Annotated in this window: 12 protein-coding genes; 4 read left to right on the top strand and 8 right to left on the bottom strand. The window is 55.6% G+C overall.

Translation table 11 applies throughout. From position 1 onward, the window contains the following. Window positions 1-135: 135 nt before the first annotated feature. The 3 genes from argH to argB form a co-directional block, all read right to left on the bottom strand. Window positions 136-1,509, bottom strand: coding sequence for an argininosuccinate lyase (gene argH, locus IBT46_RS25800; protein WP_200547982.1), 1,374 nt, complete (start codon window positions 1,507-1,509; stop codon window positions 136-138). A gap of 97 nt (window positions 1,510-1,606) precedes the next feature. Continuing rightward, window positions 1,607-2,821 carry an argininosuccinate synthase gene (locus IBT46_RS25805; RefSeq protein ID WP_200547983.1) on the bottom strand — a complete coding sequence of 405 codons (1,215 nt, stop codon included), beginning with the start codon at window positions 2,819-2,821 and terminating at the stop codon, window positions 1,607-1,609. A 25-nt stretch (window positions 2,822-2,846) separates the two neighbouring features. Continuing rightward, window positions 2,847-3,623 carry an acetylglutamate kinase gene (gene argB / locus IBT46_RS25810; RefSeq protein WP_200547984.1) on the bottom strand — a complete coding sequence of 259 codons (777 nt, stop codon included), beginning with the start codon at window positions 3,621-3,623 and terminating at the stop codon, window positions 2,847-2,849. Window positions 3,624-3,800: 177 nt separating this feature from the next. On the opposite strand from argB, the gene argE reads away from it, so the two are divergent. Both argE and ppc read left to right on the top strand, forming a co-directional pair. After that, entirely contained in the window at window positions 3,801-4,952 is a 1,152-nt protein-coding gene (gene argE / locus IBT46_RS25815) for an acetylornithine deacetylase (RefSeq protein ID WP_200547985.1), read from the top strand. A gap of 249 nt (window positions 4,953-5,201) precedes the next feature. Then, a complete protein-coding gene (gene ppc / locus IBT46_RS25820; protein WP_200547986.1) occupies window positions 5,202-7,853 on the top strand; it encodes a phosphoenolpyruvate carboxylase in 2,652 nt (883 codons plus the stop codon). 104 nt (window positions 7,854-7,957) lie between these two features. On the opposite strand, the gene metF is transcribed toward ppc, so the two are convergent. From metF to metB, 3 genes are all read right to left on the bottom strand, one after another. Beyond that, window positions 7,958-8,863 (bottom strand): methylenetetrahydrofolate reductase, encoded by a 906-nt coding sequence (gene metF / locus IBT46_RS25825; RefSeq protein WP_200547998.1) that lies wholly within the window; start codon window positions 8,861-8,863, stop codon window positions 7,958-7,960. Window positions 8,864-9,186: 323 nt separating this feature from the next. Beyond that, window positions 9,187-11,622 (bottom strand): bifunctional aspartate kinase/homoserine dehydrogenase II, encoded by a 2,436-nt coding sequence (locus IBT46_RS25830; protein ID WP_200547987.1) that lies wholly within the window; start codon window positions 11,620-11,622, stop codon window positions 9,187-9,189. A 2-nt stretch (window positions 11,623-11,624) separates the two neighbouring features. Further along, window positions 11,625-12,785: a cystathionine gamma-synthase gene (metB, locus tag IBT46_RS25835; protein WP_105594499.1), complete on the bottom strand. Its 1,161-nt coding sequence runs from the start codon at window positions 12,783-12,785 to the stop codon at window positions 11,625-11,627. A gap of 248 nt (window positions 12,786-13,033) precedes the next feature. On the opposite strand from metB, the gene metJ reads away from it, so the two are divergent. Further along, entirely contained in the window at window positions 13,034-13,351 is a 318-nt protein-coding gene (metJ, locus tag IBT46_RS25840) for a met regulon transcriptional regulator MetJ (protein ID WP_013200201.1), read from the top strand. Here metJ and IBT46_RS25845 read toward each other — a convergent pair. Further along, window positions 13,348-14,226 (bottom strand): LysR family transcriptional regulator, encoded by an 879-nt coding sequence (locus tag IBT46_RS25845; RefSeq protein ID WP_200547988.1) that lies wholly within the window; start codon window positions 14,224-14,226, stop codon window positions 13,348-13,350. The two genes, metJ and IBT46_RS25845, sit on opposite strands and share 4 nt — an antisense overlap. Window positions 14,227-14,333: 107 nt before the next feature. Between IBT46_RS25845 and IBT46_RS25850 the strand changes: the two genes are divergently transcribed. Continuing rightward, window positions 14,334-15,422: a linear amide C-N hydrolase gene (locus tag IBT46_RS25850; protein WP_200547989.1), complete on the top strand. Its 1,089-nt coding sequence runs from the start codon at window positions 14,334-14,336 to the stop codon at window positions 15,420-15,422. Window positions 15,423-15,500: 78 nt separating this feature from the next. Here the strand turns inward: IBT46_RS25850 and rpmE are convergent, their stop codons facing one another. Further along, window positions 15,501-15,713 (bottom strand): 50S ribosomal protein L31, encoded by a 213-nt coding sequence (gene rpmE, locus IBT46_RS25855; RefSeq protein ID WP_105594495.1) that lies wholly within the window; start codon window positions 15,711-15,713, stop codon window positions 15,501-15,503. Window positions 15,714-15,719: the final 6 nt, after the last annotated feature.

The raw sequence follows: 15,719 nt of genomic DNA on the forward strand, positions 1-15,719 counted from the left end.
CGTTCTCCGTATTTAAGTCGGGAACGTGTCAACGCTATTCAGGACGGGTCATAGCCATTAAAAAAGCCGCTGACTGGCCAGGCAGCGGCTTTTTCATATCTAAACGATATCGCAGTGGCTTAACGCCGTTGAGTATCAGCCCAGGCGCTGTTTCGCTTCGGTAATCGCCAGCGAAACCTGATGCGGAGACACGCCGCCTTTCGCATTACGCTTATCCAGGCAGGACTGCAGCGACAGCACCGGGTAAACATCTTCGCCAATCACGCTGCTGAACTTCTGCAGGTCAGCCAGTGCCAGCGTTTCCAGCGCCACGCCCTGATTGATCGCTTCCACTACCGCTTCACCGACGATATGGTGCGCTTCGCGGAACGGTACGCCTTTTGCAACCAGATAATCCGCCAGCTCGGTAGAGTTCGCATAGCCCTGCTCTGCCGCTTCCTGACAGCGCGGGCGTTTTACCTGAATGCCGTCCAGCACCAGCGTGGCCATATGCAGACAGTCATACCAGGTATCCAGCGCATCAAACAGGCCTTCTTTATCTTCCTGCATGTCTTTGTTATACGCCAGCGGCAGGCCTTTCAGCGTCATGCTCATGGCGGTCAGCGCGCCCTGTACGCGGCCCACTTTGCCACGGATCAGCTCCAGCGCATCCGGGTTTTTCTTCTGCGGCATCAGCGAAGAGCCGGAGGTCACGCGGTCGGACAGCTCTACGAAGCCCGCTTCACCGGTATTAAAGAAGATCAGATCTTCCGCAAAGCGCGACAGGTGGATCATGCCGATCGAGGCATCAGACATCAGCTCCAGCACGTGGTCGCGGTCGGATACGGTATCCAGGCTGTTACGGGTCGCGGAGGCAAAGCCTAACCAGCCCGCCAGCTGCTCGCGATCGATCTCATAGGCGGTTCCCGCCAGCGCACCACAGCCCAGCGGGCTGACGTCCAGGCGCTTCAGCGTATCCTGCAGACGGCTTTCGTCGCGGGCCAGCATTTCAACATATGCCAGGCACCAGTGCGCAAACGTCACCGGCTGCGCACGCTGCAGATGGGTATAACCCGGCATTACCGCGTCCTGGTTCGCTTCGGCGGTGGCCACCAGCGCCTGCTGGAACTGGCGAGTTGCGGCCAGCAGTTCACTGACCTGCAGTTTGCACCACAGTTTCAGGTCGGTTGCGACCTGATCGTTACGGCTACGGCCGGTGTGAAGTTTTTTTCCCAGCGCGCCGACCTTATCGATCAGTTTGCCTTCCACCCAGCTGTGAATATCTTCGGCGTCGCTTTCCACAATTTGTTGCGGATTCGCGCGCACTTCTTCCAGCAGAACATTCAGCGCGCTTTCCAGCTGCTGCTGCTCTTCTGCGGTTAATACATTGACCGTCACCAGCGCTTTGGACCAGGCAACGGAACCGATAATGTCCTGCTCTGCCAGACGATAGTCGAAGCGCAGTGAGTCATTAAACAGTTTGAAACGTTGATCTGCTGCCTGCGTAAACCGTCCACCCCAAAGTGCCATGCTCAGTACTCCATTCAGAATTTATGCAAGAGGCGGCACGGGTGCCGCGCTCTGGAAATCATGCAGGGGCGAGGCATTCCTCGCCCGCCGCAACAGATTACTTTTTCTCGTTCAGCGCACGGATGCGTGAAGAGAGGGAGAACAGACGGATAAAGCCGCCCGCGTGACGATGATCGTACACTTCGTCTTCGCCGAAGGTGGCGAACTCTTCAGAGTACAGGCTGTTAGCGGATTTCTTCTGAATCGCGGTCACCTGGCCTTTGTACAGCTGCAGTACCACTTCGCCGTTCACTTCTTCAGCCAGCGCTTCTGCTGAAGCCTGCAGAGATTTACGCAGCGGTGCGAACCAGCGGCCATCGTAAACAACGTAGGACATTTCCAGGCCCAGCTGCTCACGCCATTTGAAGCTGTCGCGGTCCAGAACCAGCTGCTCAACGGCACGCAGCGCGTTAACCATGATGGTGCCGCCAGGGGTTTCGTAGCAGCCGCGAGACTTAATACCGACCAGACGGTTTTCTACGATATCGATACGACCCACGCCGTGACGTGCACCGATCGCATTCAGTTTGTCCAGGCAGCCGAACGGCGTTAACGCTTCACCGTTAACTGCAACTACGCGACCTTTCTCAACGGTCACCGTTACCTGCTCAGGCTGATCCGGCGCTTCCAGCGGATCGACGGTCCACACCCAGCAATCTTTGTTCGGTGCGTTCCAGGGGCTTTCCAGCACGCCGCCCTCGGTAGAGATGTGCCATGCGTTTTCATCACGGCTGTAGATTTTTTCCAGCGACGCGGTGGTCGGGATGTTGCGCTCTTTCAGATAGTCCAGCAGCGCCTCACGGGAACGCAGGTTCCACTCACGCCATGGCGCAACCACTTTCAGCTGTGGAGCCAGCGCGGTGTAGGTGGTTTCGAAACGAACCTGGTCGTTACCTTTACCGGTCGCGCCGTGGCACAGAGCATCTGCGCCCACTTTCAGCGCCAGCTCAACCTGTGCTTTAGCGATGATTGGACGCGCCATAGAGGTACCCAGCAGGTAGGTGCCTTCATACAGAGCGCCGGTTTGCAGCACCGGGTAAACGTATTCGCTGATGAACTCTTCACGCAGGTCAACCACATGGCACTCGGACGCACCGGACTGCAGCGCTTTCTGTTCAACGCCTTCCAGATCGCCACGCTCCTGGCCGATATCGGCGACGAAAGCCACCACTTCACAGCCGCCGTAGTTCTCTTTCAGCCATGGAATAATCGCCGAAGTATCCAGACCGCCGGAGTAAGCCAGTACGATTTTTTTGATGCTTTTGTCTTGCATGATGATTCCTTGAAAACGTTTCTAATTAAGCGAGGATACGGGTGCCAATGGACACGCCGTTAAATAAGGTTGGCAGCTGCTCAGCATGCCGCCAGCTGGCGATGTCCACCGGGCGGCCCAGGGTACGGGCGGCATCCAGTGCGGCATTCACCTTGACGATCATTCCATCGGTAATCACACCGTCGGCGATCAGCTGCTCGGCTTTTTCAGCCGTCATCTCTTCAATTCGCTGCTTGTTGGCATCGAGGATACCGCTCACGTCGGAGAGCAGAATCAGATCGGCCCCCAGCGTCGCGGCCAGCGCCGTCGCAGCCTGATCGGCATTGACGTTCATCAGCAGGCCATCCTGGGTGATGCCGATTGAGCTGACAACCGGCAGGAAACCTGCGCCCAGCAGCGTATTAATCAGCACCGGTGAACCCGGAGTAGCCTGTCCCACATGGCCAAGTTCTTCATCAAACTGAGCAACATTAACACTTCCGCCGTCGCCCAGACACAGGCCAACGGCATCAATACCGTGTTTTTTCGACCAGGCTAGCAAAGTTTTGTTAGCAGTACCGGCCAGCGCACCGGTGATGATATCGATCTGGTCGACAGGCGTTACGCGCAGGCCATTTTTCTTTTTCACCGGCAGGGACAGCTTGCTCATCAATTCATCCACCAGACAGCCGCCGCCGTGCACAATCAGCAGCTGACGCGAATGGGCAGCACGATAGCTCACCAGCGCATCGAACAGACGCTCCAGCGCCTCTTCACTATCCAGCAGCACACCACCCAGTTTGATAATTAACGGATTGGTCATCAGAGAGTAACTCGCTTTAAAAATGTGACTACGTTGCAGAATGCGGTTATGTTCACTTTGGCTGTCCAAGCCAAATGGTGGAAAAATTATCGGTTTCCATCCGCACGTCGATAATGTATTTTTATTCACTATTACTGCATGAATATTGATACTATCCTAACTCAAGGACTGTCAACAGTGAAGACAAAATTACCACCTTTTATTGAGATATACCGCCAGCTGATTGCTACGCCATCAATCAGCGCCACCGACAGCGCGCTCGATCAGAGTAATGAAACTTTAATCAATTTGCTTGCGGGCTGGTTCCGCGATATTGGCTTCACTGTTGAAGTTCAGCCGGTTCCCGGCACGCGTAATAAATTCAATATGTTAGCTAAAAGTGGCCTCGGTGCAGGCGGACTGTTGCTGGCCGGTCATACTGACACCGTGCCGTTCGACGACGGCCGCTGGACGCGCGACCCGTTTACCCTGACCGAGCACGACAACAAACTGTACGGGCTGGGCACCGCCGACATGAAAGGCTTCTTTGCCTTCATCTTAGATACGCTGCGTGAAGTTGATGTGTCCACGCTGAAAAAACCGCTGTATATCCTGGCAACGGCGGATGAAGAAACTACCATGGCCGGTGCCAAGTTCTTCTCGGAAACCACCAGCCTGCGTCCTGACTGCGCCATCATCGGCGAGCCAACCTCGCTGAAGCCGGTACGCGCTCATAAAGGCCACATTTCCAACGTGATCCGCATCCAGGGCCAGTCCGGCCACTCCAGCGATCCGGCTCGCGGCGTGAACGCCATTGAGCTGATGCACGAATCCATCACCCAGCTGATGGAGCTGCGTAACACGCTGAAAACGCGCTATAACCACAGCGGCTTCGCCATCCCTTACCCAACGATGAACTTCGGTCATATCAACGGCGGCGACGCGGCAAACCGCATCTGCGCCTGCTGTGAACTGCATATGGATATCCGCCCGCTGCCGGGGCTGACGCTAAGCGATCTCGACGGCCTGCTGAATGAGGCGCTGGCGCCGGTCAGCGCGCGCTGGCCGGGCCGCCTGACCGTGGGTGAACTGCATCCGCCAATCCCGGGCTATGAATGCCCGCGTGAACATCAGCTGGTGCAGGTGGTGGAAAAATTGCTTGGAACCGAAACCGAAGTGGTGAACTACTGCACCGAAGCGCCGTTTATCCAGGAAATCTGCCCGACGCTGGTGTTAGGACCGGGTTCGATTAACCAGGCGCACCAGCCGGATGAATTTATCGATACGGCATTTATCAAACCGACCCGCGAATTGATCGCCCAGGTCGTGCATCATTTTTGCTATCACTAAGGTGAGAAATGGGGCAATCAACTGCAAAAACAGCTGTTTGCCTCTGATTTCGATTATTCGGGACGATAAGAATAACTTATCTCGCTCCGGTGTAATTAAATTTCATAAATTCTCGTTATTTAGCGGCACGATACGGCAAATTTAAGTCAATTGACGAATGGTTATTAACGTGGCTAGATAAAAGGCTGCGTTATACCCACAAGGGTGAAATAAAGTTACAAGTACAAGAAAGAGGGTGTCAGGGGTCATATGAACGAACAATATTCCGCAATGCGAAGTAATGTCAGTATGCTCGGCAAGCTGCTCGGGGATACCATCAAGGATGCACTGGGAGAGAACATTCTCGATCGGGTGGAAACTATCCGTAAGCTCTCTAAGTCATCACGTGCGGGAAATGATGCCCACCGTCAGGAGCTGTTATCAACGCTGCAAAATCTGTCCAACGATGAGCTGCTGCCGGTTGCGCGCGCGTTCAGTCAGTTCCTGAATCTGACCAACGTTGCCGAGCAGTACCACACCATTTCGCCAAAGGGCGAAGGGGCAAATCATCCGGAGATGCTGGCGAAAACCTTTGAACGCCTGAAGCAGCAGCCGGACCTGACCGAAGCTAACATTCGCGAGGCGATTGAATCCCTGTCGCTGGAATTAGTTCTGACCGCTCACCCAACGGAAATCACCCGTCGTACGCTGATCCACAAACTGGTTGAGGTGAACAACTGCCTTAAGCAGCTGGATCACAACGATCTTTCTGACTATGACCGCTCGAAAATCATGCGCCGTCTGCGCCAGCTGGTTGCCCAGGCCTGGCATACCGATGAAATCCGTAAATATCGTCCGTCGCCGATCGATGAAGCCAAATGGGGCTTTGCGGTGGTCGAAAACAGCCTGTGGGAAGGTGTACCTCACTTCCTGCGTGAGTTAAACGAGCAGGTAGAAGAGTCCTTTGGCTACACCCTGCCGGTTGACTTCGTACCGGTGCAGTTCACCTCCTGGATGGGCGGTGACCGCGACGGTAACCCGAATGTGACCGCCGATATTACCCGCCACGTGCTGCAGCTGAGCCGCTGGAAAGCCGCGGATCTGTTCCTGCGCGATATCGCCGTGCTGATCTCCGAGCTGTCGATGTCCGAATGTACGCCGGAAGTACGCGAGCTGTGCGGCAATCCGGAAGCGCTGGAGCCGTACCGCGAGATTATGAAAAATCTTCGCAGCCAGCTGACCAGCACCCAGTCCTACCTGGCGCGCCGTCTGAAAGGCGAGCGTTTACCGCGTCCGGCAGACCTGTTGATCTCCAACGATCAGCTGTGGGAACCGCTGCACACCTGCTACCAGTCACTACAGGCCTGCGGTATGGGCATTATCGCCAACGGCCAGCTGCTGGACACCATGCGCCGCGTGAAATGCTTCGGCGTTCCGCTGGTGCGTATCGATCTGCGTCAGGAAAGCACCCGTCATACCGAAGCCATCGCTGAAATCACCCGCTACCTGGGCCTTGGCGACTACGAAAGCTGGTCAGAATCCGACAAGCAGGCCTTCCTGATCCGCGAATTGAATTCCAAACGTCCGCTGCTGCCGCGTAACTGGGAGCCAAGTGCCGACACCAAAGAAGTGCTGGATACCTGCCGCGTGGCTGCCGATGTACCGAAAGGCTCGATCGCCGCTTACGTTATTTCGATGGCGAAAACGCCGTCCGACGTGCTGGCTGTCCACCTGCTGCTGAAAGAAGCCGGAATGACTTACACCCTGCCGGTAGCTCCGCTGTTTGAGACCCTGGACGACCTGAATAACGCCAACGATGTGATGAGCCAGCTGCTGAATATCGACTGGTATCGCGGCATCATTCAGGGCAAGCAGATGGTGATGATTGGCTATTCAGATTCTGCGAAAGATGCGGGTGTGATGGCAGCAAGCTGGGCACAGTACCAGGCCCAGGACGCACTGATCAAAACCTGTGAGAAAGCCGGGATTACCCTGACGCTGTTCCACGGACGCGGCGGCAGCATCGGCCGTGGCGGTGCGCCTGCGCACGCAGCCCTGCTTTCTCAGCCTCCAGGCAGCCTGAAAGGCGGCCTGCGCGTCACCGAACAGGGCGAGATGATCCGCTTTAAGTTTGGCCTGCCGGAAGTCACCATTAGCAGCCTGTCGCTGTACACCGGTGCGATCCTGGAAGCCAACCTGCAGCCACCGCCGGAGCCAAAAGCCGAATGGCGCAGCATCATGGATCAGCTGTCCGATGTATCCTGTAAAATGTATCGCGGCTACGTGCGCGAGCACGCTGACTTCGTGCCTTACTTCCGCTCGGCCACGCCGGAGCTGGAGCTGGGTAAACTGCCGCTGGGTTCCCGCCCGGCGAAGCGTCGCCCGACCGGTGGCGTAGAGTCGCTGCGTGCCATTCCGTGGATCTTTGCCTGGACGCAGAACCGTCTGATGCTGCCAGCCTGGCTGGGTGCCGGTGCCGGTCTGCAAAAAGCAATGGAAGAAGGCCACCAGGAACAGCTGGAAACCATGTGCCGCGACTGGCCGTTCTTCTCAACCCGCCTGGGCATGCTGGAGATGGTGTTCTCTAAAGCGGACCTGTGGCTGGCGGAATACTACGATCAGCGTCTGGTGGATGAGTCTCTGTGGCCGTTGGGCAAACAGCTGCGTGACCAGCTGGATTCCGATATTAAAGCGGTACTGACCATCGCTAATGACTCGCATCTGATGGCCGACCAGCCGTGGATTGCTGAGTCCATCGCGCTGCGTAACGTCTATACCGACCCGCTGAACGTGCTGCAGGCGGAACTGCTGCACCGCTCGCGCCAGCAGGAAGCCAACGGCGGCGAAGTGGATGCGCACGTTGAGCAGGCCCTGATGGTGACTATCGCCGGCGTGGCGGCAGGTATGCGTAACACCGGCTAGGTTGTCTAAGGGTGGGCAGACCGCCCGATTCAACGTATCCAGATGTAAAAACAGGACGCTGAGCGTCCTGTTTTTTTGCCTGCAATAACCTGTCTTACGGCGTATCAGGCCACGTTTGCATTCGCACCGGGGCGAACGCCCAGCGTATGGCAGATGGCGTAGCTCATCTCCGCGCGGTTCAGCGTATAGAAATGGAAGTCTTTCACCCCTTCCCGGCTCAGGATTTTCACCATATCCATCGCAATATTGGCACCCACCATTTTGCGCGTTTCGGCATCATCATCCAGCCCTGCAAACATGCTGGTCATCCAGCCCGGCACGCGCACGTTGGTCATCGTGGCAAAGCGCTGCAGTTGCTTGAAGTTAGATACCGGCAGAATACCCGGCACAATCTCAACATCAATCCCGGTGGACACGCAGCGGTCGCGGAAGCGCAGGTAACTTTCCACATCGAAGAAGAACTGGGTAATCGCCCGATTCGCACCGGCATCAATTTTACGCTTCAGGTTAATCAGGTCAGCCTGAGCGCTTTTCGCTTCAGGATGCACTTCCGGGTAGGCCGCAACGGAAATATCAAAATCACCCACCTCTTTCAGCAGCGCTACCAGGTCTGCCCCGTACATTTCAGGCTTGCCGCTGCCCGGAGGCAGATCGCCGCGCAGAGCAACGATATGGCGGATGCCGTTATTCCAGTAGTCCTGCGCAATGGTACGCAGTTCTTCACGGGTGGCATCGACACAGGTCAGATGCGGTGCGGCTTCCAGACCGGTGCGATCTTTAATGCCTTTAATGATGCTGTGGGTGCGGTCGCGCTCGCCGGAGTTGGCTCCGTAGGTGACGGAGACAAACTTCGGCTTCAGGCTGCTCAGACGATCGATAGAGCTCCAGAGGGTATTTTCCATTTCAGCGGTGCGCGGCGGGAAGAACTCAAAAGAGACATTAATCTGTCCGTTTATCTCGGCCAGACTCTGATTTAGTGCTTCGCGCTGATTTGCATGGAAAAAACTCATACCCGTTACCTCATCGATCGCTATTGATTCTATCGCTGCCGTTAAACGTCTATCCATTTAGACGTCCAGACATTCAAAATGACGGAAATTGTACATTCAGTCAACAGTTAAATGATGACATGCCGTGACAAATCCTCAACGAAGATGAGGGAAATTCATGATGGGTTAATCATTAAATTCAGCGGTTCAGAGCGGTCGGATAACACAGCCCGTCACCCCGCTCGGCTATGCTGCCGGATGACTTGTGAATAGGGCAAGAATGGGGTCTTTTTTGTTTAAAAAGAGCGTGCTGATGATATTCGGCCACCAGCACGCTGTTAACACTACAGCAGCTGCGCCAGCCGGTTAAGATCCGACTGAATCGCACCGGCGGTCACATCGCGACCGGCACCAGGGCCACGGATCACCAACGGGTTGTCGCGATACCAGCGGCTTTCAATCGCAAAGACGTTATCGCACGGCAGCAGCGCGGCGAGCGGATGATCGGCGCGGACGGCCTCCACGCCAACGCGAGCCTTACCGTTGGCATCAAAGCGCGCCACGTAGCGCAGCACCAGTCCCATCTCCTGAGCCGCCTCATAACGTTGCAGCATCTGCTCATTAAGCGCGTCGCCGTTTTCGAAGAAATGATCCACCGAACCAGCCTGGCAGCCCGCCGGAACCAGCGACTCTACGCGAACCTGATCCGGTTCGATGTCGTAACCGGCTTCACGCGCCAGGATCACCAGCTTACGCATCACATCCTGGCCGGACAGATCGACACGCGGATCTGGCTCGGTCAGCCCCTGCTGCCATGCCTGGTCCACCAGCTCGGTAAACGGCACCGTGCCGTCAAACTGCAGGAACAGCCAGGAAAGCGTGCCGGAGAAGATGCCACTGATCGCCAGAATACTGTCACCGCTTTCACGCAGGTCACGCACCGTATGATTCACCGGCAGTCCGGCCCCCACGGTGGCGTTGTAAAGCCACTGACGGCCGGTTTTCGCAAAGGCATCGCGAATTTGACGATACGCGTCGCTGCTGGATGCGCCTGCTACCTTGTTTGCACCAATCACATGGAAACCGTAGCTGGCGAAATCCAGATACTGAGCGGCCAGCGATTCACTGGCAGTAACGTCCAGCACCACCAGGTCATCAAACGGGTGAGCCCGCATCCACAGGAACAACGATTCCTGATCCTGCTCCACCGCTTCCTCTTCAAAGAAAGCCAGTGCCCGACTGGCTTCCAGCCCGTCGTAGCTCAGCAGACTGCGGCGGCTGTCCACCACGCCCGCTAAAATAAATTCAAAACCGGTGCGCGCGGAAAGTGTTTCCTGCTCGCGAGCGAACAGCTCCAGCCAGCGCGAACCGATATTACCTTTACCAAACAGCACCAGCCCGATGCGCTTCTCCGCACGGAACAGGGTCTGATGCAGGCCGCGAATCAAATGCTCGGTCGGACCAACGCGCAGTACCGCCACCAGGCTGATACCCTCTTCCGACTGCCAGATAAACTCGACCGGCTGATCTTTCATCTGCTGCCAGAAGCGGTGGCTGTGCAGCGGATTGCGGCACACGCCCGCCCCCACCATCGCCACCAGCGCCATCCCTTCCCGCAGCTGTAAGCGTCCGGGCAGAGCCGCATCTTCCAACAGCGTCAGTGCACTGTTGACGACTTCTGAGGTGTAGCACAGCTGAAGCAGATTGCGATCGGGGTGAGCTCCCGTCGCCAGCGGACGAACCTGGGCGCGTTTGAGCAGATGGTCGATTTCCTTATGCACCTTCGCAAAGTCATGATGCGCAGGCACATGGAACTCAATCAGACAAACATCATCATGGCTGGTCACAATGCGCGCCCCGGTCCCGGAGGCCAGAACGCGTTCAATACGGGTTGAGCCCTGTTCAGGCTGATAGCTACAGCGCAGTTGCAGATCGATATCGCTATTGGATACCGGCTGCAGTGTACGCGTGTGCAACACCGGTGCGGCGAGACGTGCCAGTTCGCTGGCTTCGTCCAGTCGCAGCAGCGGCAGCAGGCAGGCATCCTTCACTTTACGCGGATCGGCGCTGTAAACACCGGCCACATCGCTCCAGATCGTTACGCGTGACACGCCGGCCAGTGAACCAATCTGGGTTGCAGAATAGTCACTGCCGTTGCGCCCCAGCAGCACCGTTTCACCGGCATCGTTGGCGCAGATAAAGCCCGTGACGACGAGACGCTGTGAGGGATGCTGTGCGATAAGCTGTTGAAGCAGCAGCAGTGATTTTCCTTCATCTACCTGCGGCTGTGCAGCGCGCTCGGCACGCAGAAAATCACGTGCATCCAGCCAGCTGGCATCAATATCGCGCTGCCTCAGCACGGCCGACATCAGCCGTGCTGACCAGATTTCACCGTGCCCGACCACCTCTGCATAAACGACATCATTGATGACGCCGTCGAGCAGCGCGGCCAGTTTTTCCAGATCGTGAATAAATTCAGCAATGAGCGGGTCAGCGGTTTCCGGCGGTAACAGGCTGCTAATCAGCTCGCTCTGATAACGACGCAGAGCCTGCTGTACCTGATGCGCAGACAGCCGATCGCTCTGACTCAGTTTGAGCCAGCTGATCAACTGGTTAGTGGTGCTTCCTGCCGCAGAAACGACCATCAGGTCGCCCGGCTGGCTATACTCCGCCATGATACCGGCAACGCGCTGATAGCATTTGGCATCCGCCAGGCTACTGCCACCAAATTTGTGCAACTGCCGTGAACTGTCCACCTCTGCCACTGCTGAATGACTCATGCTTACCTCTTGGCCGCAATCTGGAATGCATTATCCAGATCGGCGATTAAATCTTCGTGATCCTCAATTCCTACCGAAATACGCAGCAGCGTTTCGGAAATTCCTGCCGCGGCACGGGCTTCTGCCGACATTCCGGCATGCGTCATCGTTGCAGTATGCGAAATCAGGCTTTCCACGCCACCCAGCGACTCCGCCAGGGTAAACAGCTCCAGCGCCTTGAGGAAACGGCGCAGCGTTGCTTCATCGCCATCAAACTCAAAGCTTAACATCGCACCAAAGCCTTTCTGCTGCTTCACCGCGAACTGATGTCCTGCGTTTTCCGGCAAAGAAGGATGATACAACTTTTTCACCAGCGGTTGTTGTTTCAGATACTCAACAATCGCCAGTGCATTACGCTGTGCAGCCGCGATACGTGGATTCAGCGTGCGCAGACCGCGCAGCAGCAGGTAGCTGTCAAATGCCGCGCCCGTCACGCCAATATTATTCGCCCACCACGCAAGATCGGTCGCATGCTGCGGATCTTTTGAAATCACCGCGCCGGCAACCACATCAGAGTGGCCGTTAAGGTATTTAGTACAGGAATGGAGCACCAGGTCTGCGCCCAACGCCAGCGGGTTCTGCAGCGCAGGGCTGAGGAACGTGTTATCCACCACGCTGATCGCACCGGCTTCTTTCGCCGCCTGACAGATCGCGGCAATATCCACCACGCGCAGCAGCGGGTTGCTCGGGCTTTCAATCAGCACCAGCTTCGGCTTCTCAGCCAGCGCAGCCTGAAGCGCAGCTTCATCACCCTGATCGACAAACTTAACGCGATAGGCACCGCGTTTGCTCAGGCTGTCAAACAGGCGATAGCTGCCGCCGTAACAGTCGTGCGGAGCCACCAGCAGGTCGCCCGGCTTCAGGAATACGGTACACACCAGATGCACCGCTGCCATGCCGGTATTGGTCAGTACCGCACCCACGCCGCCTTCCAGTTCTGCCAGCGCACGCTGCACTACATCACGGGTCGGATTCCCACGGCGCGAATAGTCGTGCGCGCGCGGTTGGTTGAAATCGAGAAAGTTATAGGTGCTGGAAAGGTGAATCGGTGGGACAACGCAGCCATATTGCTCGTCATCATTCAATCCGCTGCGCACTGCGATGGTTGCCTGTTTACGCGTCATGGTGCATAAATTCCTGCTGAAAAGAGAGAAGGGCTATAGAGTAAACAGGGCAGCTATGGACGTCAATACATCTGGACATCTAAATGTCTTTGCGTATAGATTGAGCAATGGGCCAATAACCGCTAAAATTATGCCGATATCCCCTACAGAAAGTTGTGTTATCGCAGTGTGATACACACCAACTTCGGGCATAATTGGCCGAATTTCGGCATTTCTCATCTAAATTTTGATAATGACTAAGGTAACCCATGGCTGAATGGAACGGCGAATATATCAGCCCTTACGCTGAACACGGTAAGAAGAGCGAACAGGTTAAGAAAATCACGGTATCTATTCCGTTGAAAGTACTTAAAATTTTGACCGACGAACGCACCCGTCGCCAGGTCAACAACCTGCGTCATGCCACCAACAGCGAACTGCTGTGTGAGGCATTCCTGCATGCCTTCACCGGTCAGCCTCTGCCTGATGATGTGGATCTGCGTAAAGAGCGCAGCGACGAGATCCCTGAAGAAGCAAAAGCGATTATGCGGGAAATGGGCGTCGATCCTGACACCTGGGAGTATTAACCCGCCGCAAACAGCTCGGTTATTCGGTCGAGTACCTGATTTAAGATCGGGTGCCCGGCCTGCCCCGGCTGCCAGATGGCGACCATCGTATGCACTATCCCGCTGTTACCCATTTCAGTTTCAATCCGCTCAATATGACTTTTCCTGCCTTCCAGCACATGTGCTGGCAGAAAGGCCCAGCCTGCTCCATTGCCCAGCAGGGATTCCAGCAGCATCGCATCATTCACAAACTGCACGCGATCGGCGATCTGTAAGCGACGCGCCAGATGCTCTTCCAGACCCTTATTCGGGATCAGCTGATTGCAGGCCGTCAGCGACAGTTGGCTGACGGGCCGATGCGCGAACAGCGAGGGGCTGGCATAGACCCCCATTTCGATACTGCCCACCGCCCGCCACTTAAAGCGCTCACTGACGGATTTGTTGACCGCCTGATAAATGCCAATATCGCTTTCGCCTTTTTGCAGCGCCTGCTCGGCCTCATGGCGGTCCTGATAACAGAGATTGAGCTGTACCCCCTGCCGACGGCATTCCTCCGCCAGTACGGTTAGTAGCTTGCGTGGCGTGAAAATGTCATAGCTGAGAGTCAGCGTTTGCGGTGCTTGCTTTTGCTGCTGCATCGCCAGATAGCTGAACGCCTGGGCTTCGTTCAAAAACAGCCGAGCCCGGCGATAAAGCAGGCTACCGCGCTCGGTCAGAGCAAACGGCCGACAGTGCCGATCGAACAGTGCATAGCCCAGATCCAGTTCCAGATAGTCCAGCAGCTCGCTGACGGTAGTACGATCTTTGTTCATCCGCTTCGCGGCGTGCGTAATGCTGCCGGACTCCACCACGCAGGCAAATGCTTCGATTTGCGCCAGTGAAAAATTAATGGCCATAGGCTCCCTGCATAAAAAATACCGTGGGGGAAATTCCCTCAGTCACTGACTCTTTCCTTTTAAGCATTCTGACTATGCTGGCCATCAGTGAGCAAAAGGAGAAGACAATGAATAAAAAATTATCCAGCCTGGTGGCTGTAGCAATGGGTGCATCCCTGGCCATCGCGACCATAGGCAGCGCCAGCGCCTGCACCCGTGCGTTTTTAAATACCTGGCCCGGCTATATGATCAGCGCACGTAATCTTGATTTCTTCGGCCCGGTCGATCCTTCCCTGGTCATCACCCCGAAAGGTGTTAAGCATACCGGCAGCGACGGACCCGGCGCGAAAGAGTGGGAAACACGCTACGGCAGTGTAGTCATTTACGCAGACGGTGTTTTTCCAATGGATGGCATGAACGAAAAAGGGCTGGCCGGACACACGCAGTATTACACCAACGGGAAGCAGGTCCAGGCAGATAACAAGGATAAGCCCGAACTCGATAGCCGCGCATGGCTCAGCTATCTGCTGGACAATTTCGCCACGGTTGATGAAGCGGTGAAGGGATTAGAGGATGTGCGTCTGGTGGCCAAAAAACTGCCGATTGATTACGCGTCGGATACGAAGCACATCGCGCTGGAAGATGTCACGGGCGACTCAGCGATCGTTGAAATCGACAACGGTAAGGTCAACATTTACCACAACCGTAACTATCGTGTGATGACCAATCCGCCATCATACGATCGTCAGCTGGAAAACCTGAAAAAATATCAGGGCGTCGACGAAAACCACATTCCAGGGACGCAGAGCGCGGAAGACCGTTTTGTACGTACCAGTATCGGTGTAAAAAATATTCCACAGCCGGACAATAAAGCACAGGCGCAGGGCTTTATTTTGTCGGTCATTAACAACGCCGCATTCCCGATCAACTACCCGGACGCCAGCGATCCGATGGTGAAATCGATCACCGATGCCTATGCGAAATATTCGAAATTCCCGCAGGAGAATAAAGGTACGTCGACCTACTGGACGACCATTGCCGATCTCAGCCACGGTGAATATCACTTTAAATCGGTCTTTGCGCCATCAGAGGTGATGGTGAAGTTGAAAGAGATTAACTTCTCGGCAGGCCAGCCGGTCAAACGTATTGACCATCTGCAAAACTATGCGCAAAAAGGCTGGCAGGGTGACGTGCTGAAATACGCTAAGTCCTCCTGATTTCGGAGACAAAAAAACCAGCCTGAGCTGGTTTTTTTGTTCGTACATCCGAAACGTTGACCGTTTCTGACCGGCTGCTTATTTGCTGCCAGGGATGCTGAAACGCTTGTTGAAGCGGTCAACACGTCCACCGGTAGCAACATCACGCTGCTTGCCAGTGTAGAACGGGTGACATTCGCCACAAACGTCCAGGTTCAGATCGCGACCCGTAGTAGAACGCGTTTTGATTTCGTTACCGCAAGAACATTTAGCAGTAATTTCAACGTAATTTGGGTGAATACCTTTTTTCATGGGAAA

It is taken from the genome of Erwinia sp. S38 (genome assembly GCF_016624545.1).
Classification (GTDB): Bacteria; Pseudomonadota; Gammaproteobacteria; order Enterobacterales; family Enterobacteriaceae; genus Erwinia; species Erwinia coffeiphila.